The 15,430-nt window shown below is 65.0% G+C and carries 11 protein-coding genes; 6 read left to right on the forward strand and 5 right to left on the reverse strand.

The genetic code is table 11. From position 1 onward, the window contains the following. Positions 1-112: 112 nt before the first annotated feature. Positions 113-1,186 (forward strand): LacI family DNA-binding transcriptional regulator, encoded by a 1,074-nt coding sequence (locus tag L6D75_RS15255; RefSeq protein WP_176516506.1) that lies wholly within the window; start codon positions 113-115, stop codon positions 1,184-1,186. A gap of 145 nt (positions 1,187-1,331) precedes the next feature. Then, entirely contained in the window at positions 1,332-2,486 is a 1,155-nt protein-coding gene (locus tag L6D75_RS15260) for an MFS transporter (RefSeq protein ID WP_176516504.1), read from the forward strand. A gap of 60 nt (positions 2,487-2,546) precedes the next feature. Here the strand turns inward: L6D75_RS15260 and hisD are convergent, their stop codons facing one another. After that, entirely contained in the window at positions 2,547-3,854 is a 1,308-nt protein-coding gene (gene hisD, locus L6D75_RS15265) for a histidinol dehydrogenase (protein WP_176517684.1), read from the reverse strand. A 191-nt stretch (positions 3,855-4,045) separates the two neighbouring features. Beyond that, the gene (locus L6D75_RS15270) at positions 4,046-4,858 is read right to left on the reverse strand and encodes a helix-turn-helix transcriptional regulator (protein ID WP_176517685.1); all 813 of its coding nucleotides are present in this window, start codon (positions 4,856-4,858) and stop codon (positions 4,046-4,048) included. A gap of 211 nt (positions 4,859-5,069) precedes the next feature. Here L6D75_RS15270 and L6D75_RS15275 point away from each other — a divergent pair, with 211 nt between their 5' ends. From L6D75_RS15275 to L6D75_RS15285, 3 genes are all read left to right on the forward strand, one after another. After that, complete coding sequence (locus L6D75_RS15275; RefSeq protein ID WP_176517686.1) at positions 5,070-5,960, forward strand: sugar phosphate isomerase/epimerase family protein; 891 nt, start codon at positions 5,070-5,072, stop codon at positions 5,958-5,960. Between the two features lie 17 nt (positions 5,961-5,977). After that, the gene (locus tag L6D75_RS15280; RefSeq protein ID WP_176517687.1) at positions 5,978-7,579 is read left to right on the forward strand and encodes a GMC family oxidoreductase; all 1,602 of its coding nucleotides are present in this window, start codon (positions 5,978-5,980) and stop codon (positions 7,577-7,579) included. 147 nt (positions 7,580-7,726) lie between these two features. Beyond that, positions 7,727-8,497 carry an N-acetylmuramidase domain-containing protein gene (locus tag L6D75_RS15285; RefSeq protein WP_176517688.1) on the forward strand — a complete coding sequence of 257 codons (771 nt, stop codon included), beginning with the start codon at positions 7,727-7,729 and terminating at the stop codon, positions 8,495-8,497. A gap of 5 nt (positions 8,498-8,502) precedes the next feature. On the opposite strand, the gene L6D75_RS15290 is transcribed toward L6D75_RS15285, so the two are convergent. From L6D75_RS15290 to L6D75_RS15300, 3 genes are all read right to left on the reverse strand, one after another. Further along, positions 8,503-10,023: a DUF2235 domain-containing protein gene (locus tag L6D75_RS15290; RefSeq protein ID WP_176517689.1), complete on the reverse strand. Its 1,521-nt coding sequence runs from the start codon at positions 10,021-10,023 to the stop codon at positions 8,503-8,505. Between the two features lie 54 nt (positions 10,024-10,077). Beyond that, positions 10,078-13,548 (reverse strand): hypothetical protein, encoded by a 3,471-nt coding sequence (locus tag L6D75_RS15295; RefSeq protein WP_176517690.1) that lies wholly within the window; start codon positions 13,546-13,548, stop codon positions 10,078-10,080. A 354-nt stretch (positions 13,549-13,902) separates the two neighbouring features. Continuing rightward, complete coding sequence (locus L6D75_RS15300; protein WP_176517691.1) at positions 13,903-14,649, reverse strand: enoyl-CoA hydratase-related protein; 747 nt, start codon at positions 14,647-14,649, stop codon at positions 13,903-13,905. Positions 14,650-14,765: 116 nt separating this feature from the next. Between L6D75_RS15300 and L6D75_RS15305 the strand changes: the two genes are divergently transcribed. Continuing rightward, the gene (locus tag L6D75_RS15305; RefSeq protein WP_176517692.1) at positions 14,766-15,413 is read left to right on the forward strand and encodes a TetR family transcriptional regulator C-terminal domain-containing protein; all 648 of its coding nucleotides are present in this window, start codon (positions 14,766-14,768) and stop codon (positions 15,411-15,413) included. The last annotated feature ends 17 nt before the right edge of the window (positions 15,414-15,430 follow it).

Below are 15,430 nucleotides of genomic sequence, written 5' to 3' on the forward strand. Positions count from 1 at the left end.
ACGGCTGTGTGGCTCGCTGAAGCGCGGTGGAGCCGGTATGCTGGGCGCCTTTCGCGGTGGCGGCGCAGCAACGCGCGCCGCTGTGGCAAGCAAGAAAAAGGACAGGGTTCAGATGGTTTCGATGAAGGACGTGGCCAAGGCCGCAGGGGTGTCCCAGCCGGCGGTTTCCTATGCCTACAGTGGCTCGAGCAAGGTCTCGGCGAGCCAGCGCGAGCACATCCTGGCGGTGGCCGCGCAGCTGGGTTACCCCGGGCCCAACGTGCGTGGGCGCAGCCTGCGCTCGGGCAGGGTCGGGGCCATCGGCCTGGCGGTGATGGACCAGCTGTCGTATGCCTTCGACGACCCCTGGGCGATGTCGCTGCTCAAGGGCATCGCCAAGGTCAACGAGCTGGCCAACGTCGCCCTGACCCTGTTCCCCATGCGCAGCAAGAAGCTCGAAGGCGAGGGTGCGGGCGACGCCAACCTGGCGGTGCGCGGCTTGGTCGATGGGCTGATCGTCTCGACCTTGCCGGACGATCATCCGATCGTGCAGTTCATCGCCAAGCGCACGCTGCCGGCGGTGATCATCGACTCGCCACGCCTTGACGGCGTGCACTACGTCGGCATCGACGACCGCCAGGCGGCGATCGACCAGCTGGAACACATCGTCGGCCTCGGCCATCGCCGCATCGGCGTGCTGGTCGAGCGCCTGCTGCCGGACGGCCAGAAGGGCCCGGTGAGCAAGGCCCGCTTCAAGGCATCGACGGAAATGATCGCCCGTGAGCGCTTGGCTGCCTACATCGATGCCGCCCAGGCCCATGGCATCGGCTTCGAGGATCTGCTGATCGTCGAGGCGGGCGGCTTCAGTGATGCGCTGGGCCGGGAAGCGGCGGCGACCCTGCTGCGCGACGGCGCCGTCAGCGCGATCATCGCCAGCTCCGATGTCATGGCCCTGGCCACGCTGTCCCAGGCCCGTGAACAAGGCGTGGCGGTACCAGCCCAGCTGTCGGTGATCGGCTTCGACGATATCCCCGAAGCTGGCCTGCGCGACCTGACCACCATTCGCCAGTCGCTGATCGGCAAGGGCGAGTGGGCCGCGCGGCTGCTGCTCGAAGAGCTCGAAGCCGGCGAGCCGCTGGCACCGCGGGTGAAGATTTTCGAAACCAGCCTGGTGGTGCGTGGCTCCACGGCGGCCCCGGCGGTCTGACGGCTGCGTCACGCTGCGTCAGTTTTATAAGCGGTGAGAAATTGAGCGCCCTTGAGCGCTGAACGTATCCTGCTTGTTGTTGAATCTTTTCTCACCGCAAGTTGCCCATCTTCGGATGGGCTTTTTGTTAATGGCTGAATACCTGATGAATGACTTGAGCAACCGACCGTTCGCGATCACGCGTAAGAACCTGGCGGCCTGTCGCGCCGCCTTTTTGCTGTCTGGCGTCGCCATGGGCGCCTGGGCGCCGCTGGTGCCCTATGCCCGCGAGCGCGCCGGGATCGGCGATGGCCAGCTGGGCCTGTTGCTGTTGTGCCTGGGCAGCGGCTCGATGCTGATGATGCCGTTCGTGGCCCGGCTGGTGAGCAAGGTGGGCTGCCGCGCCGCGATGGTGGCCGCCGTCTGCGGGGCGATGGCCTGCCTGCTGGCGCTGGCGGTGGTGTCGCAGTTTTCGGCGCTGGTGATCTTTCTGCTGGGCTTCGGCGCCTGCGTGGGCACTGCCGATGTGACCATGAACCTGCAGGGCTCGATGGTCGAGCGGGGCCTGGGGCGCACGATGATGTCCGGGTTTCACGGCCTGTTCAGCGTTGGCACCATCGTCAGCGCCTTGTTGATATCGGTGTTGCTGGGCGTTGGCTTTTCGCCGTTGCCTGCGGTGGCGGTGCTGGTTGCGCTGGTGCTGTTGCTGCTGCTCGCCCTTGGCCGGCAGATGCTGGCGTATGGCGAAGGCGCGGGCGCGCCGATGTTCACCCGGCCAAGCCGGTTCGTGCTGCTGGTGGGGGTGTTGTGCCTGATCGCCTTTCTGGTCGAAGGCTCGATGCTGGACTGGAGCGCGGTGTTCCTGACCACCGTGCGTGGCGTCGATATCAGCCAGGCCGGCATCGGCTACGCGCTGTTCTCGGTGACCATGGCCATCGGCAGGCTCAGCGGCGACTGGGTGGTGCCGCGCCTGGGCGAGCGCGTGGTGCTGCTGGGCGGCAGCGCCCTGGCCCTGTTCGGCATGCTGGTTGCGGTACTGGTGGACAGCCAGTGGGTGACCCTGGCCGGTTTTGTTCTGGTTGGCGCAGGCGCTGCCAACCTGGTGCCGGTGTTCTGCTCGGCGGTGGGCAAACAGCGCGTGATGCCGGTGGCGCAGGCGCTGTCGACGGTCAATGCGATCGGCTACCTGGGGATCCTGATGGGGCCGGCGATCATCGGTTTCGTGGCGCACCTGTCGACGTTGAGCATCGCCTTGCTGCTGACCGGCGCCTTGCTGCTGTTCATCATGGCCAGCGCGGCCACGGTCGTGCGCGGCAGCTGAACCACACCGCCATGAAAAAAGCCGGCACCTTCACAGGTGCCGGCTTTTTTCATGGCCGGGTCAGAACGCCGGTTCGCCGAAGCCGACGTGCTTGTTGCCGTAACGGCGCACGCGGATGTTGGCCTGTTCGGCGTGGCCGACGAAGCCTTCCATCAGGCACAGGCGCGAGCAGTATTCGCCGATCTGCGCAGAGGCTTGATCGGTGAGGATGCGCTGGTAGGTGCAGGTCTTGATGTACTTGCCCACCCACAGGCCACCGGTGTAGCGCGCCGCCTTGTTGGTTGGCAGGGTGTGGTTGGTGCCGATCACCTTGTCGCCATAGGACACGTTGGTGCGCGCGCCGACGAACAGCGCGCCATAGTTGCTCAGCTGCTGCATGAAGTAGTCGTCGTCGTGGGTCATGATCTGCACGTGCTCGGAAGCGTATTCGTCCGAGAGGCGGACCATCTCCTGGTAGTCCTCGCAGAGGATGATTTCGCCGAAGTTGTCCCAGGCCTCGCGGGCGATCTTCTCGGTCGGCAGCTTGACCAGCAGGCGCTCGATTTCCTTGAGGGTGTCCAGGGCCAGCGCGCGGGAGGTGGTCAGCATCACCGCCGGGGAGTCCACGCCGTGCTCGGCCTGGCCCAGCAGGTCGGTGGCGCACAGCTCGCCGTCCACCGAGTCGTCGGTGATCAGCAAGGTTTCGGTGGGCCCAGCGAACAGGTCGATGCCGACGCGGCCGAACAGCTGGCGCTTGGCTTCGGCCACATAGGCGTTGCCCGGGCCGACGATGATGTCCACCGGGCTGATCGACTCGGTGCCGATGGCCATGGCCGCCACCGCCTGGATACCGCCCAGGCTGTAGATCGCATCGGCGCCGCCGAGGGCCTGGGCCGCGACGATGTAGGGCGCAGGCTTGCCCTGGAAGGGCGGGGCGGCGGTGGTGATGTTTTTGACGCCTGCGGATTTGGCGGTGACGATCGACATGTGCGCCGACGCCAGCAGCGGGTACTTGCCACCCGGCACATAGCAGCCGGCGGCATTCACCGGGATATGCCGGTGGCCGAGGATGACCCCGGGGATGCTTTCGATTTCCACGTTCAGCATCGATTGGCGCTGGGCATCGGCAAAGCGCCGCACCTGGGCCTGGGCGAACAGGATGTCGTCGTATTCGCGCTCGCTCAGGCGCGCCACGCAGGCTTTGATTTCGGCCTCGCTCAGCCGGTAGTCGGTGCGCTCCCAGCCATCGAAGCGCACGGACAGCTCACGCACCGCGGCATCGCCGCGCCGTTCGATGTCCAGCAGGATGCGGGAAACATCGTGTTTGACTTGCTCATTGCGAGCTACCTGTTGTTCGGTAGGTTTCGCTTTCTTGATCCACTCAGCCATGCCATCACCTCGGTCGGGCGCATACGTTTCATAGGGTTTGTCAGCAGCACTGTGCTGGGGGAAAACCTACAGGCGAGGGGAGGGCCGAACAATTTCTCACCCGTGCGACGGATGACGCAAAGTGACGCACATTTGGCGTTTGCCTGATGCAAAAAAAGCGGCACCCAGGCCGCTTTCGATTTGCCGGCAGCTCACACCGGGTCGATCGAGGCCGTGCCTGCGCCCAGGTAGTCCACCACTTCCTTGGGGATCGAGGGGTCGTTCGGCGACAGCACCGTGGCCCGCTTGATATGGGCCTTGTTGATCAGCCCCTTGCCGACGAAGTTCATCGCCACCTTGGCCGCCACCGGCTGGCGCACCATGGTGGCGGCGATGCCGCTGGACACGCCGAAGATGTACTTCTTGCTGTTGCGGCTGACCGCGGCCAGGTTGGTGAAGGTCATCTCGTTGCGCTGGATGGTTTCGAAGTCGATGCAGAAGATGCGATTGGCGATAATGAAGCTCAGGCCGTGGTACTTGAAGTGGTAGTCGATCTTGCCGCTGCCATCCTGGTTGGGGAAGCGCTCCAGGTAGTAGTGCATGAGCATGCCGTCCTTCTCGTAGAGGCAGAACACCGACCTGACCACCTTGCCCTTGTAGATCGAGGAGTAGTGGTAGCGCTCGTAGACGCCGGTGAAGTCGCCCAGGTCGGCATCGCTTTCCAGCACCCGCTCGTTGATGAACTGCAGCATCTTCGGCGACTGCACCAGGCTTCTGAACAGGTGGAAGTGGCCGCCCTCGATCATCGAACGAAAATCGTTGGGGCTGGTGTAGAGCACGTCGCTGCTGAGCCCGAAGAAACCGGCGATGGCGCGCAGGTTGGATTTCGACGGCTGGTGGGTGCCGGCCAGGTATTTGTTGAACTGCTGGCGATTGATGCCAACCCGCCGGCACAGCTCGGAAACGGTGCCAACCTGCTCGCATAGCATTTTCAGGTTTTCTTGAAAATTCTCTTGGTTGTGCATGGCATCTGTTCAGTGATTTTCGGCGGTGCGGCAGTCTATGGGCATTTTCTGGGGGCGGCAAGGCAGCGCCCAGGGCCTCGCCAAACCGCAGGCAATGCACGATCCCACAGGCAAATCATGCGTCACTGTGCGTCATCTGCTGCAGCCTTGCGAAATTGAGCGCCCGCAGGCACGCCCCGATACTCGGCCCACCACAGTCCGGGAGGGTGCGATGCCCAGTAGACAGTCTGTAAATGAATTGGCCTTTCACTGCACCGTGGCGCGCCACGGCACGCTGGCGCTGGATGTGAGCATCGCCAGGGCCGCCGGCTTTGCGGCGCTGGAAGTGTCGGCAGCGAAAGTGCAGCAGTACCTCGACGCAGGCCACACCCAGCAAGACCTGCGCACGCTGCTGGGCGGCCTGTCGCTACCCGGTGTCGGCTACCTGCGCGACATCGAGCGCAGCGCTGCGCTGTACCCAGCGTTGATGGCCGAAGCCCGGCAGCTGTTTGCCCTGGCCGCCGCAGCCGGGGCCAAGGGCGTGCAGGTACTGACTGGCCCGCTCGACGTGCAAGCGGTGATCGACCACCGCCAGGGCCGTGCGCCCCGGCACTACGCCGGCCTGCTGGCGCAGGACCTGCACGCGCAGATGCGCACCACCGCCAGCAACCTGCAGGCCCTGGCAGACCTGGCGGCGCAGTTCGACCTCACCCTCTACCTCGAGGCCCTGGCCTGGACGCCCATGGCTGGCGTCGCCCGGCAGGCCGAGCTGATCGACCGGGCCGAGCGCGCCAACCTGAAGATGGTGATCGACTTCTGGCATTGCCACACCAGCGGCGATACCCCGGACGACATCGCGCGGCTGCACAAGGACTACCTCTACGGCGTGCATGTGTGCGACTCGCTGCCGTTCGACGGCGGCATCCCCGATGAAGATGTGCTGCGCGATGTGCCCATCGGCGCCGGCGTGCTCAACCTTAAAACCTGGGCCCAGGCGGTAAAGGCCAGCGGTTACCAGGGCTGGTGGAGCTGCGAGCTGTTCTGCCGCAAACAGCACCAGGGCGACAGCTTCGCCATTGCCCGCGAGCACTACAGGTTGCTCGACGAACTGGTCAACGGTTAAGCCAGGTGGAAACCAACATGGTCGATTACATAGTGGTTGGCGGCGGCTCCACGGGGTGCACCCTGGCCGGCCGCCTGAGTGAAGACAGCACGGCCACGGTGGTGCTGCTCGAAGAAGGGCCGCGTGACCTGAGCCCATACATCCATATCCCCGGTGCCTACTACAAGACCGCCCAGGGCGGCCTGCTCAAGCGCTACCGCTGGGAGCCCACCCAGGCCCAGGCGCGCAGTGAGGCACCGACCATGGTCCAGGCCAAGGTGCTCGGCGGCGGCAGCTCGGTGAACGCGATGATCTACATCCGCGGCGTGCCCCAGGACTACGATGGCTGGGCGGCGATGGGCGCCACGGGCTGGTCGTATGCCGAGGTGCTGGCGTATTTCAAAAAGGCCGAAGACAACGACACCTTCAACAATGAGGTGCATGGCACCGGCGGCCCGCTGGGGGTGTCGTTCCCGCCCTATGTGCATCCGCTGTCGCGGGTGTGGCTGCAGGCCTGCCAGGCGCAGGGCCTGCCTTACAACGCCGACTTCAACAGCGGCAGGCCCGAGGGCTGCGGCCTTTACCAGATCACCGCGCGCAATGGCCTGCGCAGCAGCGCGGCGGCGGCCTATGTGCGGCCGGCCCGGGGGCGCGGCAACCTGTCGGTCAGGACCGGGTGCAAGGTCGAGAAGATCCTCTTCGACGGCAAGGTCGCCAAGGGCGTGGTCTACACCGAGAAGGGCGTGCGCCGCGAGCTGTACGCGAACAAGGAGATCATCCTGTCGGCAGGCGCCATCGCCACGCCGCAGCTGCTGATGGTCTCGGGCATCGGCCCTGCCGAGCACCTGCAGGCGCAGGGCGTACCGCTGGTGATGGACCTGCCAGGGGTAGGCCGTAACCTGCAGGACCACATCGAAATCTCGATGGTCTATGAGCTGACCGGCCCGCACAGCTACGACAAGTACAAGAAGCCGCTCTGGAAAGCCGCCGCCGGCCTGCAATACGGGCTGTTCCGCAATGGCCCGGCGGCCTCCAACCTGATCGAGGCGGGGGCGTTCTGGTGGGGGCAGGAGGAGGAGCAGACGCCGGATATCCAGTACTTCATGGTGGTCGGCGCGGGGATCGAGGAAGGCGTGGATACAGTGCCCGGCGGCAACGGCTGCACCATCAACTTCGGGCAGATCCGCCCGCGCTCGCGCGGCTATGTCGAACTCGATGGCAACACGATGGACCAGGCGCCGAGGATCGTGCCGAATTACTTCGCCGACCCCTACGACCTGGATGCCCTGGTCGAAGGCTTTCGCGTGGCCGAGCAGATCATGCAGCAACCGGTGTTCAAGCCCTACATCGCCCGGCGCCATGTGCCGGCGCCGCAGGTGCAGAGCCGCGAGCAGATCGCCCGTTTCTGCGAGCAGATCGCCCATGCCGCGCTGCACCCGGCGGGCACCTGCCGCATGGGCACTGACGAGCAGGCGGTGGTCTGCCCCGAGCTGCGCGTGCGCGGCGTCGAACGCCTGCGGGTGGCCGATGCCTCGATCATGCCGACCCTGGTTTCGGGCAACCCCAACGCGGTGTGCATCATGATCGGCGAGAAACTGGCCGATATGATCCGCTGCAACCGGCATAGCGAAATCGTCTAGCCACGACTTTGAAATTGTTCACATCTGGCTCTTGACTAAGGACTGGTAGCTGGGGAAGTCGCTTGGCTTGCCCCGGCCGGCGAGGTTCGAGACGCAGGACATGGATGCGCACGTGTCACCTCCGACGCTGATCGACAGGAGGCTGACATGAACTTCCAGGGCAAAGGCAATCCATTGAACGACGAAGGCATGGACGAAGTCTGCGCCACGCTGGGCGTGCCTGACTCGCAGGTGTGGGCGGTGTTGACGGTCGAGACGCGCGGCTTTGGCTTTTTGCCCGACCGGCGCCCGCAGATTCTCTTCGAGCGCCATGTCTTTCACCGCCTGACCCAAGGCGCCCATGACAATGGCAATGACGACATCAGCAAGCCCAAGGCCGGCGGCTACCTTGGCGGCGCCGCCGAGTACGCACGGCTGGAGAAGGCCATGGCGCTGGACAAGAGCGCGGCGCTGCAGAGCGCGTCCTGGGGCATTGGGCAGGTGATGGGCTTCAACTTCAAGGTGGCCGGGTTCACCTCCACCGACAAGCTGGTCGCAGGCATGGTCAAGGACGAGAATGCGCAGCTGCAGGCCATGGCCAACTTCATCAAGGGCAACAACCTGGCCGGCGCCTTGCAGCGTGGCAACTGGGTGTCCTTTGCCCGCGGCTACAACGGCGAGGAATTCAAGCGCAACGAGTACGACACGCGCCTTGCCGCAGCCCATGCCAAGTTCCAGGTGACCTTGCCCGACCTCAGCCTGCGCACCGCCCAGGCGGCGCTGCAGTACCTGGGCATGGACCCTGGCCCGATCGATGGCATCCGCGGGCGCCGCACCTTTTCAGCGTTGATCGGCTTCCAGGCGCAAGAAGGCCTCGCCGAAACCGGCCTTTTGGACCAGGACACCCTCGAGCGGTTGCTGGCCAAAGCCTTCGCCTAGGGCTTTCAGGTCACCCACAAGGCAACATGCCCGCGGTTGTTGCCATAGCAGTTCCACGCGTCGTTGGCATAGGCGTACAGGTACCCCGAGCGCTTGGGCGTATAGGTACAGCCTTGGCCGATCTCGAACACCTCCGGCTTGATCAGGTAGCCTTTGGCGTCCACCCCATCGCCGTTGGTGATCGCCCCGATCAGGCTGAACCAGTTGAACTGTTCATGGCGCTTGGTGAAGTTGAAGTTGGCGTCGTTGTTCCTGAACAGCTTGCTGTACCAGGTTTCCATCTGGCCGAGCGCGCTGCCCACCAGGTGGGCGACTTCCGCCGGCTGGAAATTGCCGTCGTGGGTACCCCCCGGGCCGCAGCTGACCGAACTGTCCAGCCATTCCCCGGTGGCGCGCAGGTGGTAGGCGCGGCCGGCCTCCAGCCACAGGCCCGTTTCATTCCACGGCAGGCGGGCGGAGATGTCGATCACCAGCGGGGGAGAGGGCGCGAGCAGGCGGGCCTGGCGGTAGGGGTGTTGGGTGATGGGCGGGTCGTCCTGGCGGTCGAGGGCGGTTTGATGGAACTGCGCGGTTTGCGTCTTGAGGTCGGGGATGCTGCGCGGCTGCGTCGGCAGCAGGCCGAAAACGCCGTCGCAGGAGTCGTGCATCATGTCGTGGTAGTTCGGGCGAATCTGCTTGAGGGTCTTCTGGTTGAACGCCAGGCCACACTGCTCGGCTTGTTCGATCATCCATTGCAGCGCGCCATCGGCCAACCCGCTTTCCCGATAGCCACCGCCCACATCGCAATGCACACCGGGGAACCACAACTGCTGCACATCGCAGCCGGCGGGCACGTCGGTCCACAGGGTGGGCTGGAAGGAGGCACGGCGCTCATCCATCGCCAGGGCATGCCGGCCGGTTTTGACCGAACGGTGGAAGGCAGTGTCGTGGAAGGTGTAGCGGTTGCGGTCGTCGAGCAGGTTGAGTAATGCCATGTCGTCGGGGATGCCCAGTGCGCCAACGGTATCCCACACGCCGATGAAGCGCAGGGCAATGCTGGCGCCCTTGGCGTTATGGAAGGCCCAGCCCAGCTTGTCCCAGTCGTCGCGGTCTTCCAGCTTGCGCCGGTAGCCGAGTTTCATCAGCCGGTCGAGGCGCTGCCAGACCTCGGCGGCCTCAAGGTCGGCAATCTTCAGCAAGCCGCAGCTGTTGATCAGCCCACTGAGGCTGCGCACGGTGTAGGCACCGCGGCTGAAGCCGAACAGGTAGATGTCCATGCCCGGCTCATAGCAGTAGCACAGCTTCTGGTAGGCGCTCTTGATGTTGTCGTCGAGCCCCGAGCCTGTGCCGCCGCCGAGCGCCTTGTCCCACCATTTGCCGGAGGTGCCGACGCCTGGGTGGTAGTACTTTTCCTGGTGGACACCGGCGGCGTCCTGGTCTGCCACGGCGTTATGCAGCCTGACCACGTTGGTGGGGGCCGGCACGCCCTTGTCGAGTTGCTCGGGGGTGTTCCAGGTGCCGTCGCAGCAAATCACTAGGTTGGCCATGAGCGCGTGCTCCTTTGGTGTTGACGTCGTGATGACTCCGCTTGGCTTGCGTACTCAGAACTTCGCGTAGTTCAGCGCATCGACCAGGGCCGAGCCGCCGATGCCGGTGAGCGACAGCAGCAGGGCGCGCACCACCGGCTCGTCGGCATAGCGGGAGAACGCCCCGGTGTTGAGCGCCACGATGCGTTCGCGCAGCAGGCGGAACTTGGCCGACAGTGTCTCGTTGCCGGCGATTTCCAGCAGGTACTGGTCGATGCGCTGCAGGCCGAGGGTCCTGGCCTTTTCCGCGGCGCGGCGCAGGGACAGCGCCGAATACAGCAGGATCAGCCCGGTCAGGGTGAAGGTGATGATCATCCCCGGCGGGGTCGGCCAGTTGTCGAAGTAGCTGCTGCGCGAAATGATCAGGATCAGCAGCACCACGGTCGGGGCGTAGATCAGGCGACTGACGGCGGCGGTGCGCTTGGCGATCAAGGTCAGGCCGAACCACTCGTCGATGCTGGCGTAGGCGGCCTTGGGCACCGGGTTCAGGGCATCGCCGTACAGCGCTTTCTGCTCACGCTGCAAGCTTTTGGGCCACTGCCAGTGTTCCTCGCTGAGCCGACGGATGAAGCGGATCAACAGTTGGTTGGCATCCACCACCCAGAACACCAGCAGGTTGAAAGCCAGCAACGGCGGCAGCCAGCTCCAGTTGCGCAGCGCCAGGTTGCCGCGCATCGGGTCGCCATCCATGGGCCACAGCACGTAGAGCAGGCTGGTCAGTACCACGAAGATCCAGGAGGTGAGCATCGCCCGCAGCAGCCTGGCGCCGAAGCTGCCGCAGATGCGGTGCTCGCTCCAGTACGCCAGCAGTTGCCCGGCGTCTCGGGGGTCGCGAGGGGTGTGCGGCGACAGCGGCAGAAACACATGATTGAGCCAATTGCCAAATGCCGCGGCCAGGCGCTTCAGGGGCCGCAGCTTGCCATCCTCGAAAGGCTGCAGCTGGCGCCACAAGCCGACAGCGTGATCATCACCTTTGCTGCTGCGCAGGTGGTACTTGCGCTCGATTTCCTGATGGTTCAGGCGCAGGTTGCGTGCGCCCCAGGCCAGGGCGGCAAGCGAAATGATCACGGCGAGCACGCGCAGGGCAATGGTCGGCCAGGCACTGATGCCCTCGAACAGGAACATCGGCTCGCCCAGGCCGCCTTCGGTCAGTTCCTCGCGTTGCTGGTAGGCGCGTAGCAGCACCAGGATGAATATCACCAGCGGCACCAGCACGTACCAGGCGCTGGCGTCGAACAAGCCACGCGCCGGCGGCCGGTCGTCGCTGCTCTCGCTTCTGTCCAGCTCGCGGCGGTTCAGGCCCGAGGCGATCAGGCCGATCAGGATCAGGCCGAAGGTCACCCACAGCAACTCGACCCGCCAGGTGCGCGTGGCGATCCAGGCAGTGAGGGCCGCCACGCCATAGAGTGCCGAGGGCACCCAGACACTGAAGCCCGTGCGGCTTTCACGGTGGTTGCCGCTGCGCCAACTCAGCAGCAGGCCAAGGGTGACCAGCACCAGGGCCAGGGGGCCGGCGAGGAAGAACGACTGGATGCCATGCAGGCGGAACTTGAGGGCTTCGGAAGGCTCCGGGTAGATGGGCGGGGAAGGGTCCTGCAGGCAGCGCAGGGCCATGATGTCCTGCGGGCGGATGTAGGTGCCCTGGCCCGAGCGATTGTTGATCGGTGCGCAATCGGGGGAGCGCCGTTTGGTCAGGCTGCTCTCCAGCGGTATGAAGCCGCTGATGCCCACTTCGTAGATGCTCGGAGAGAGGATGCCGGCCTTGGAATAATCGAACTTCCAGCGCTTGGCGTCGAAGGGCTCGGGGGCCAGTGCGGCCAGTACCGCGACGAACACCGCGCTTTGCTGGCTGTCGCGAAACGGTGGCATCTCCTGCTGCAGGGCGCGGGTCAGGGTCAGGCCATAGGGCGATGCCAGCACCAGGTTGCGCGTGACCTGGGCTTGCCCGCGCTGGAGCATGCGCGCATCCAGTTCGGTGGAAAAATACAGCTTGTTCGGCATGCGGCTCTTGAGCGCCTGCAGCACCAGCAGCTTGTCGTAGGTATCCAGGCCCAGCACCCCGATGGCGCCGATGCCGCTTTGGCCGGCGTCGCGGTAGGCCTCGTCCTGCAGCATGATGTGGTCGGCCAGGCGCCGCAGGTAATCGAGCTGGGAGTTGCCGTCGGACTTTTCCAGCGGGCTGAGGTCGACGCTGCGGGGGTCTTTATCCGGTTTCTGCTCGGTCTTGGCGATGCTGTCTTCCGGCAGCCGCCCGTCCAGGCCGCGCAGGTAGCTGTAGCGCAGCACCCAGGGATCGACCCGGGCGGCGTCCAGGGGCGGCAAGGCCGGGCGTTCGCCGATCCTGTTGCGGAAGCTTTCGATCAGCGCGCGGCTGTAGAAGCTGTCCCATTCGGAGATCAGTGCGATGCGATTGGCGCTGCGCCACTCGGCGCCCGGGAAGCAGCGGCTTTCTTCCTGCGGCGTGGCGCACTGGGCCCCGGCCGTTGGGTCGACATGGCGCAGTTTCAGTTCTTCGAGCAGCAGGCGGGCCAGGGTGGTGTCGTCGCTGACCGTGCGTATCAGTGGCAGGCCTTTGAACGAAGGGTCTGGCTTTTGGCCCCGGCTGTCGAAGTCGCCTAACAACAGTTTCTTGTCGGCCGTGGCCAAGGGGGAATAGATTTCGATGTTCGGCGGGATTTCTGCCTTGGGTTTTGTCGGGAAGTCGGAGACTTCTCCGTTGTCGGTGAGCCTGTAGCGTACTTGCGCCTCACGTTGATACAAGCTGCGCAGCATCGTCGAATCGGCAGGCCCGATGACTTTCAGCGTGTGGGTGGACATGCTGCCTAACAACGTGTCTCTGAAACGACTCAGTTGGCCCAACGGGTCCTGCTTTATCGCATCCTGCTTGAGCCACAACAGCCTGACGCGGGCTGCCGGTGGCTGTTCTTCGTCGCTGGTCGGGTCAGGGACCAGAGGGTCGGCGACGAAGTCCTCGTAGGGCACGTCCAGCGTCGGCTCACTGATTGGCGCCTGGCCCTCTTGCAGTGCCACTTCCTGCGTATCGGCGATGTTCAACGCCTTCAGGGGAATGGCCAGGCAGCGAATATGTTGCTCGTCATCCGGTACCAGGCGAGCGCCCTTGAAGCCTGCCAGGATGGCGTAGCGCATGCGGCGGCGAAGCTCGACCGCTTCGGCATAGGCGCCATCTTCCACCAAGGCCACGACGAGTTGCGCTTTGCCTTCGGGTTGGCCGCTGGTGCACGGCGCTGTCGCGGGTGAGAGGTTCAAGTCCTTGATGCGCTTGCGGTACCGCTCCAGCGCATCGAAAGGGTCCTGCCACAGGCGTGCTTCGATCGGCATTTGCGGCTGGAACTGCGCACCCTCCGGGCGCGTTTCCATGAAGGGCGCGCGGGTCAGGGCAAACGCGGAAACGACAAGGCTCAGTATCAATGCACTGCCAGGCAGCCACACGGCATAGTTGCCTGTTGAATCCTTGTTTGCGTCCATGGTGCATCACCGGATCAGGTCGCCCTTTGCACAGGTGCGGGACCGGATCCAGGAGCCACGAACTACGGGGGCTTGCACTACGTCGATGGGGTCGAACGTGCAGAGCGGCGAGCATTGGACTTTGTATACCCATTGGGCAAGTTGAATTGTAGAGAAACCCGGCAGGGCGGCAAGTTATCGGCTTGCTTTCGGATGTTCGGTACTGGGCAGTGCAAGATCACTGCGCTGCCTGGCCTGGCCTCATCGCCGGCAAGCCGGCTCCCACATTGGCGTCCAATTTATTGGGGGCAGCCCACACCTGTGGGAGCCGGCTTGCCGGCGATGAGGCCCGCCGCAGCGACCTGCTCAAAGCCCCTAGCGCTTGGCCATGGCCGCCATCGCAACCTTCGCCTCGTCGCTGTTGAGCCGTTCGATGAACAGCAACCCTTCCTTGGCCACCGTCGCCGCCAGCTCTTCGCGGTGCGCGTCCTTGAGCAACTGCTTGCTGATGCGCAGCGCCTCGGCCGGCAGTTGCTGCAGGCGGCGCGCCAGCTTCACGGCCCCAGCCTGGCACTGAGCGCCATCGTCGAACAGCTCGGTGGCCAACCCCCAGTTCAGCGCCTGCTCGCCATCGATCAACTGGCTGCACAGCAGCAACTGCGCTGCCCGCGCGTGCCCCAGCAGCCTTGGCAGCAACAGGCTCGCGCCAAATTCCGGGCACACGCCCAATGGCACGAACGGGGTGCGCAGCTTGGCGTCGCGGCTCACCAACACCTGGTCGCAATGCAGCAGCAAGGTGGTGCCGATGCCGATTGCAGGGCCTGCGACCGCGGCGATCAGCGGCTTGTCCAGGGCCAGCACCGCCCACATCATGCGAAACACCGGGCTCTGCAGGTCGGTTGGTGGCTGGTCGAGGAAGTCCGGCAGGTCGTTGCCGGCGGTGAAGCACTCGGCGCTGCCGGTGAGCACGATGACCTCGACGGCGGGGTCGCTGTTGGCCGCCTCGAACAGCTCGGCCAGGCGCGTATACATGGCGTTGGTCAGGGCATTGAGCTTGTCTGGGCGGTTCAGGCGCAGGGTCAGAAGGCCTTCGTCGTAATGGTGCTGGATCAGGTCGGTCATCAGGAACCTCTGTTGTTCTTGTCGTGGATGCTGAAGCAGGTGTCGCCGGAGTATCGCGTTTTACGCGACTTACTGTACAGTCGTTCAACTGGACTAGCCGAGCTTGAGGACGACAGATGACCCAGGAAGCCCGCTTCAGCCGCATGCTGCCCGAACTGCGCAAGGCCAATCTGGTCGAGGCCACCTTGGCTTGCCTCAAGCGCCATGGCTTCCAGGGCGCCTCGATCCGCAAGATCTCCGCCGAGGCCGGTGTGTCGGTGGGGCTGATCAGCCACCACTACTCGGGCAAGGACGAGCTGGTGGCCGAGGCCTACATGGCAGTCACCGGGCGGGTCATGCAACTGCTGCGCGAGGCCATGGCCCAGGTGGCGCCCAACGCCCGCGAACGGCTGTCGGCATTCTTCCGTGGCTCGTTCAGTGCCGAGCTGCTCGACCCGCAGCTGCTCGACGCCTGGCTGGCGTTCTGGGGCGCGGTGAAGACCGCCGAAGCGATCAACCAGGTGCACGACCATTCCTATGGCGAGTACCGCCGCGAGCTGCGCACCTTGCTCAGTGAGCTGGCGCGGGAGGAGGGCTGGGCGCAGTTCGACGCCGACCTCGCCGCCATCAGCCTCAGCGCGCTGCTCGACGGCCTGTGGCTGGAGTCGGGGCTGAACCCGGGCACCTTCACCCCGGCCCAGGGCGTGCAGATCTGCGAGGCCTGGGTCGATGGCCTGCAGGCCGGTGGTCGGCAACGCTTCACCACCCCCATCGAGGCCTGTTGATCGGCCGTTCAGCAGTC

Origin of the sequence: Pseudomonas faucium (assembly GCF_021602585.1) — a bacterium.
Lineage (GTDB): Bacteria > Pseudomonadota > Gammaproteobacteria > Pseudomonadales > Pseudomonadaceae > Aquipseudomonas > Aquipseudomonas faucium.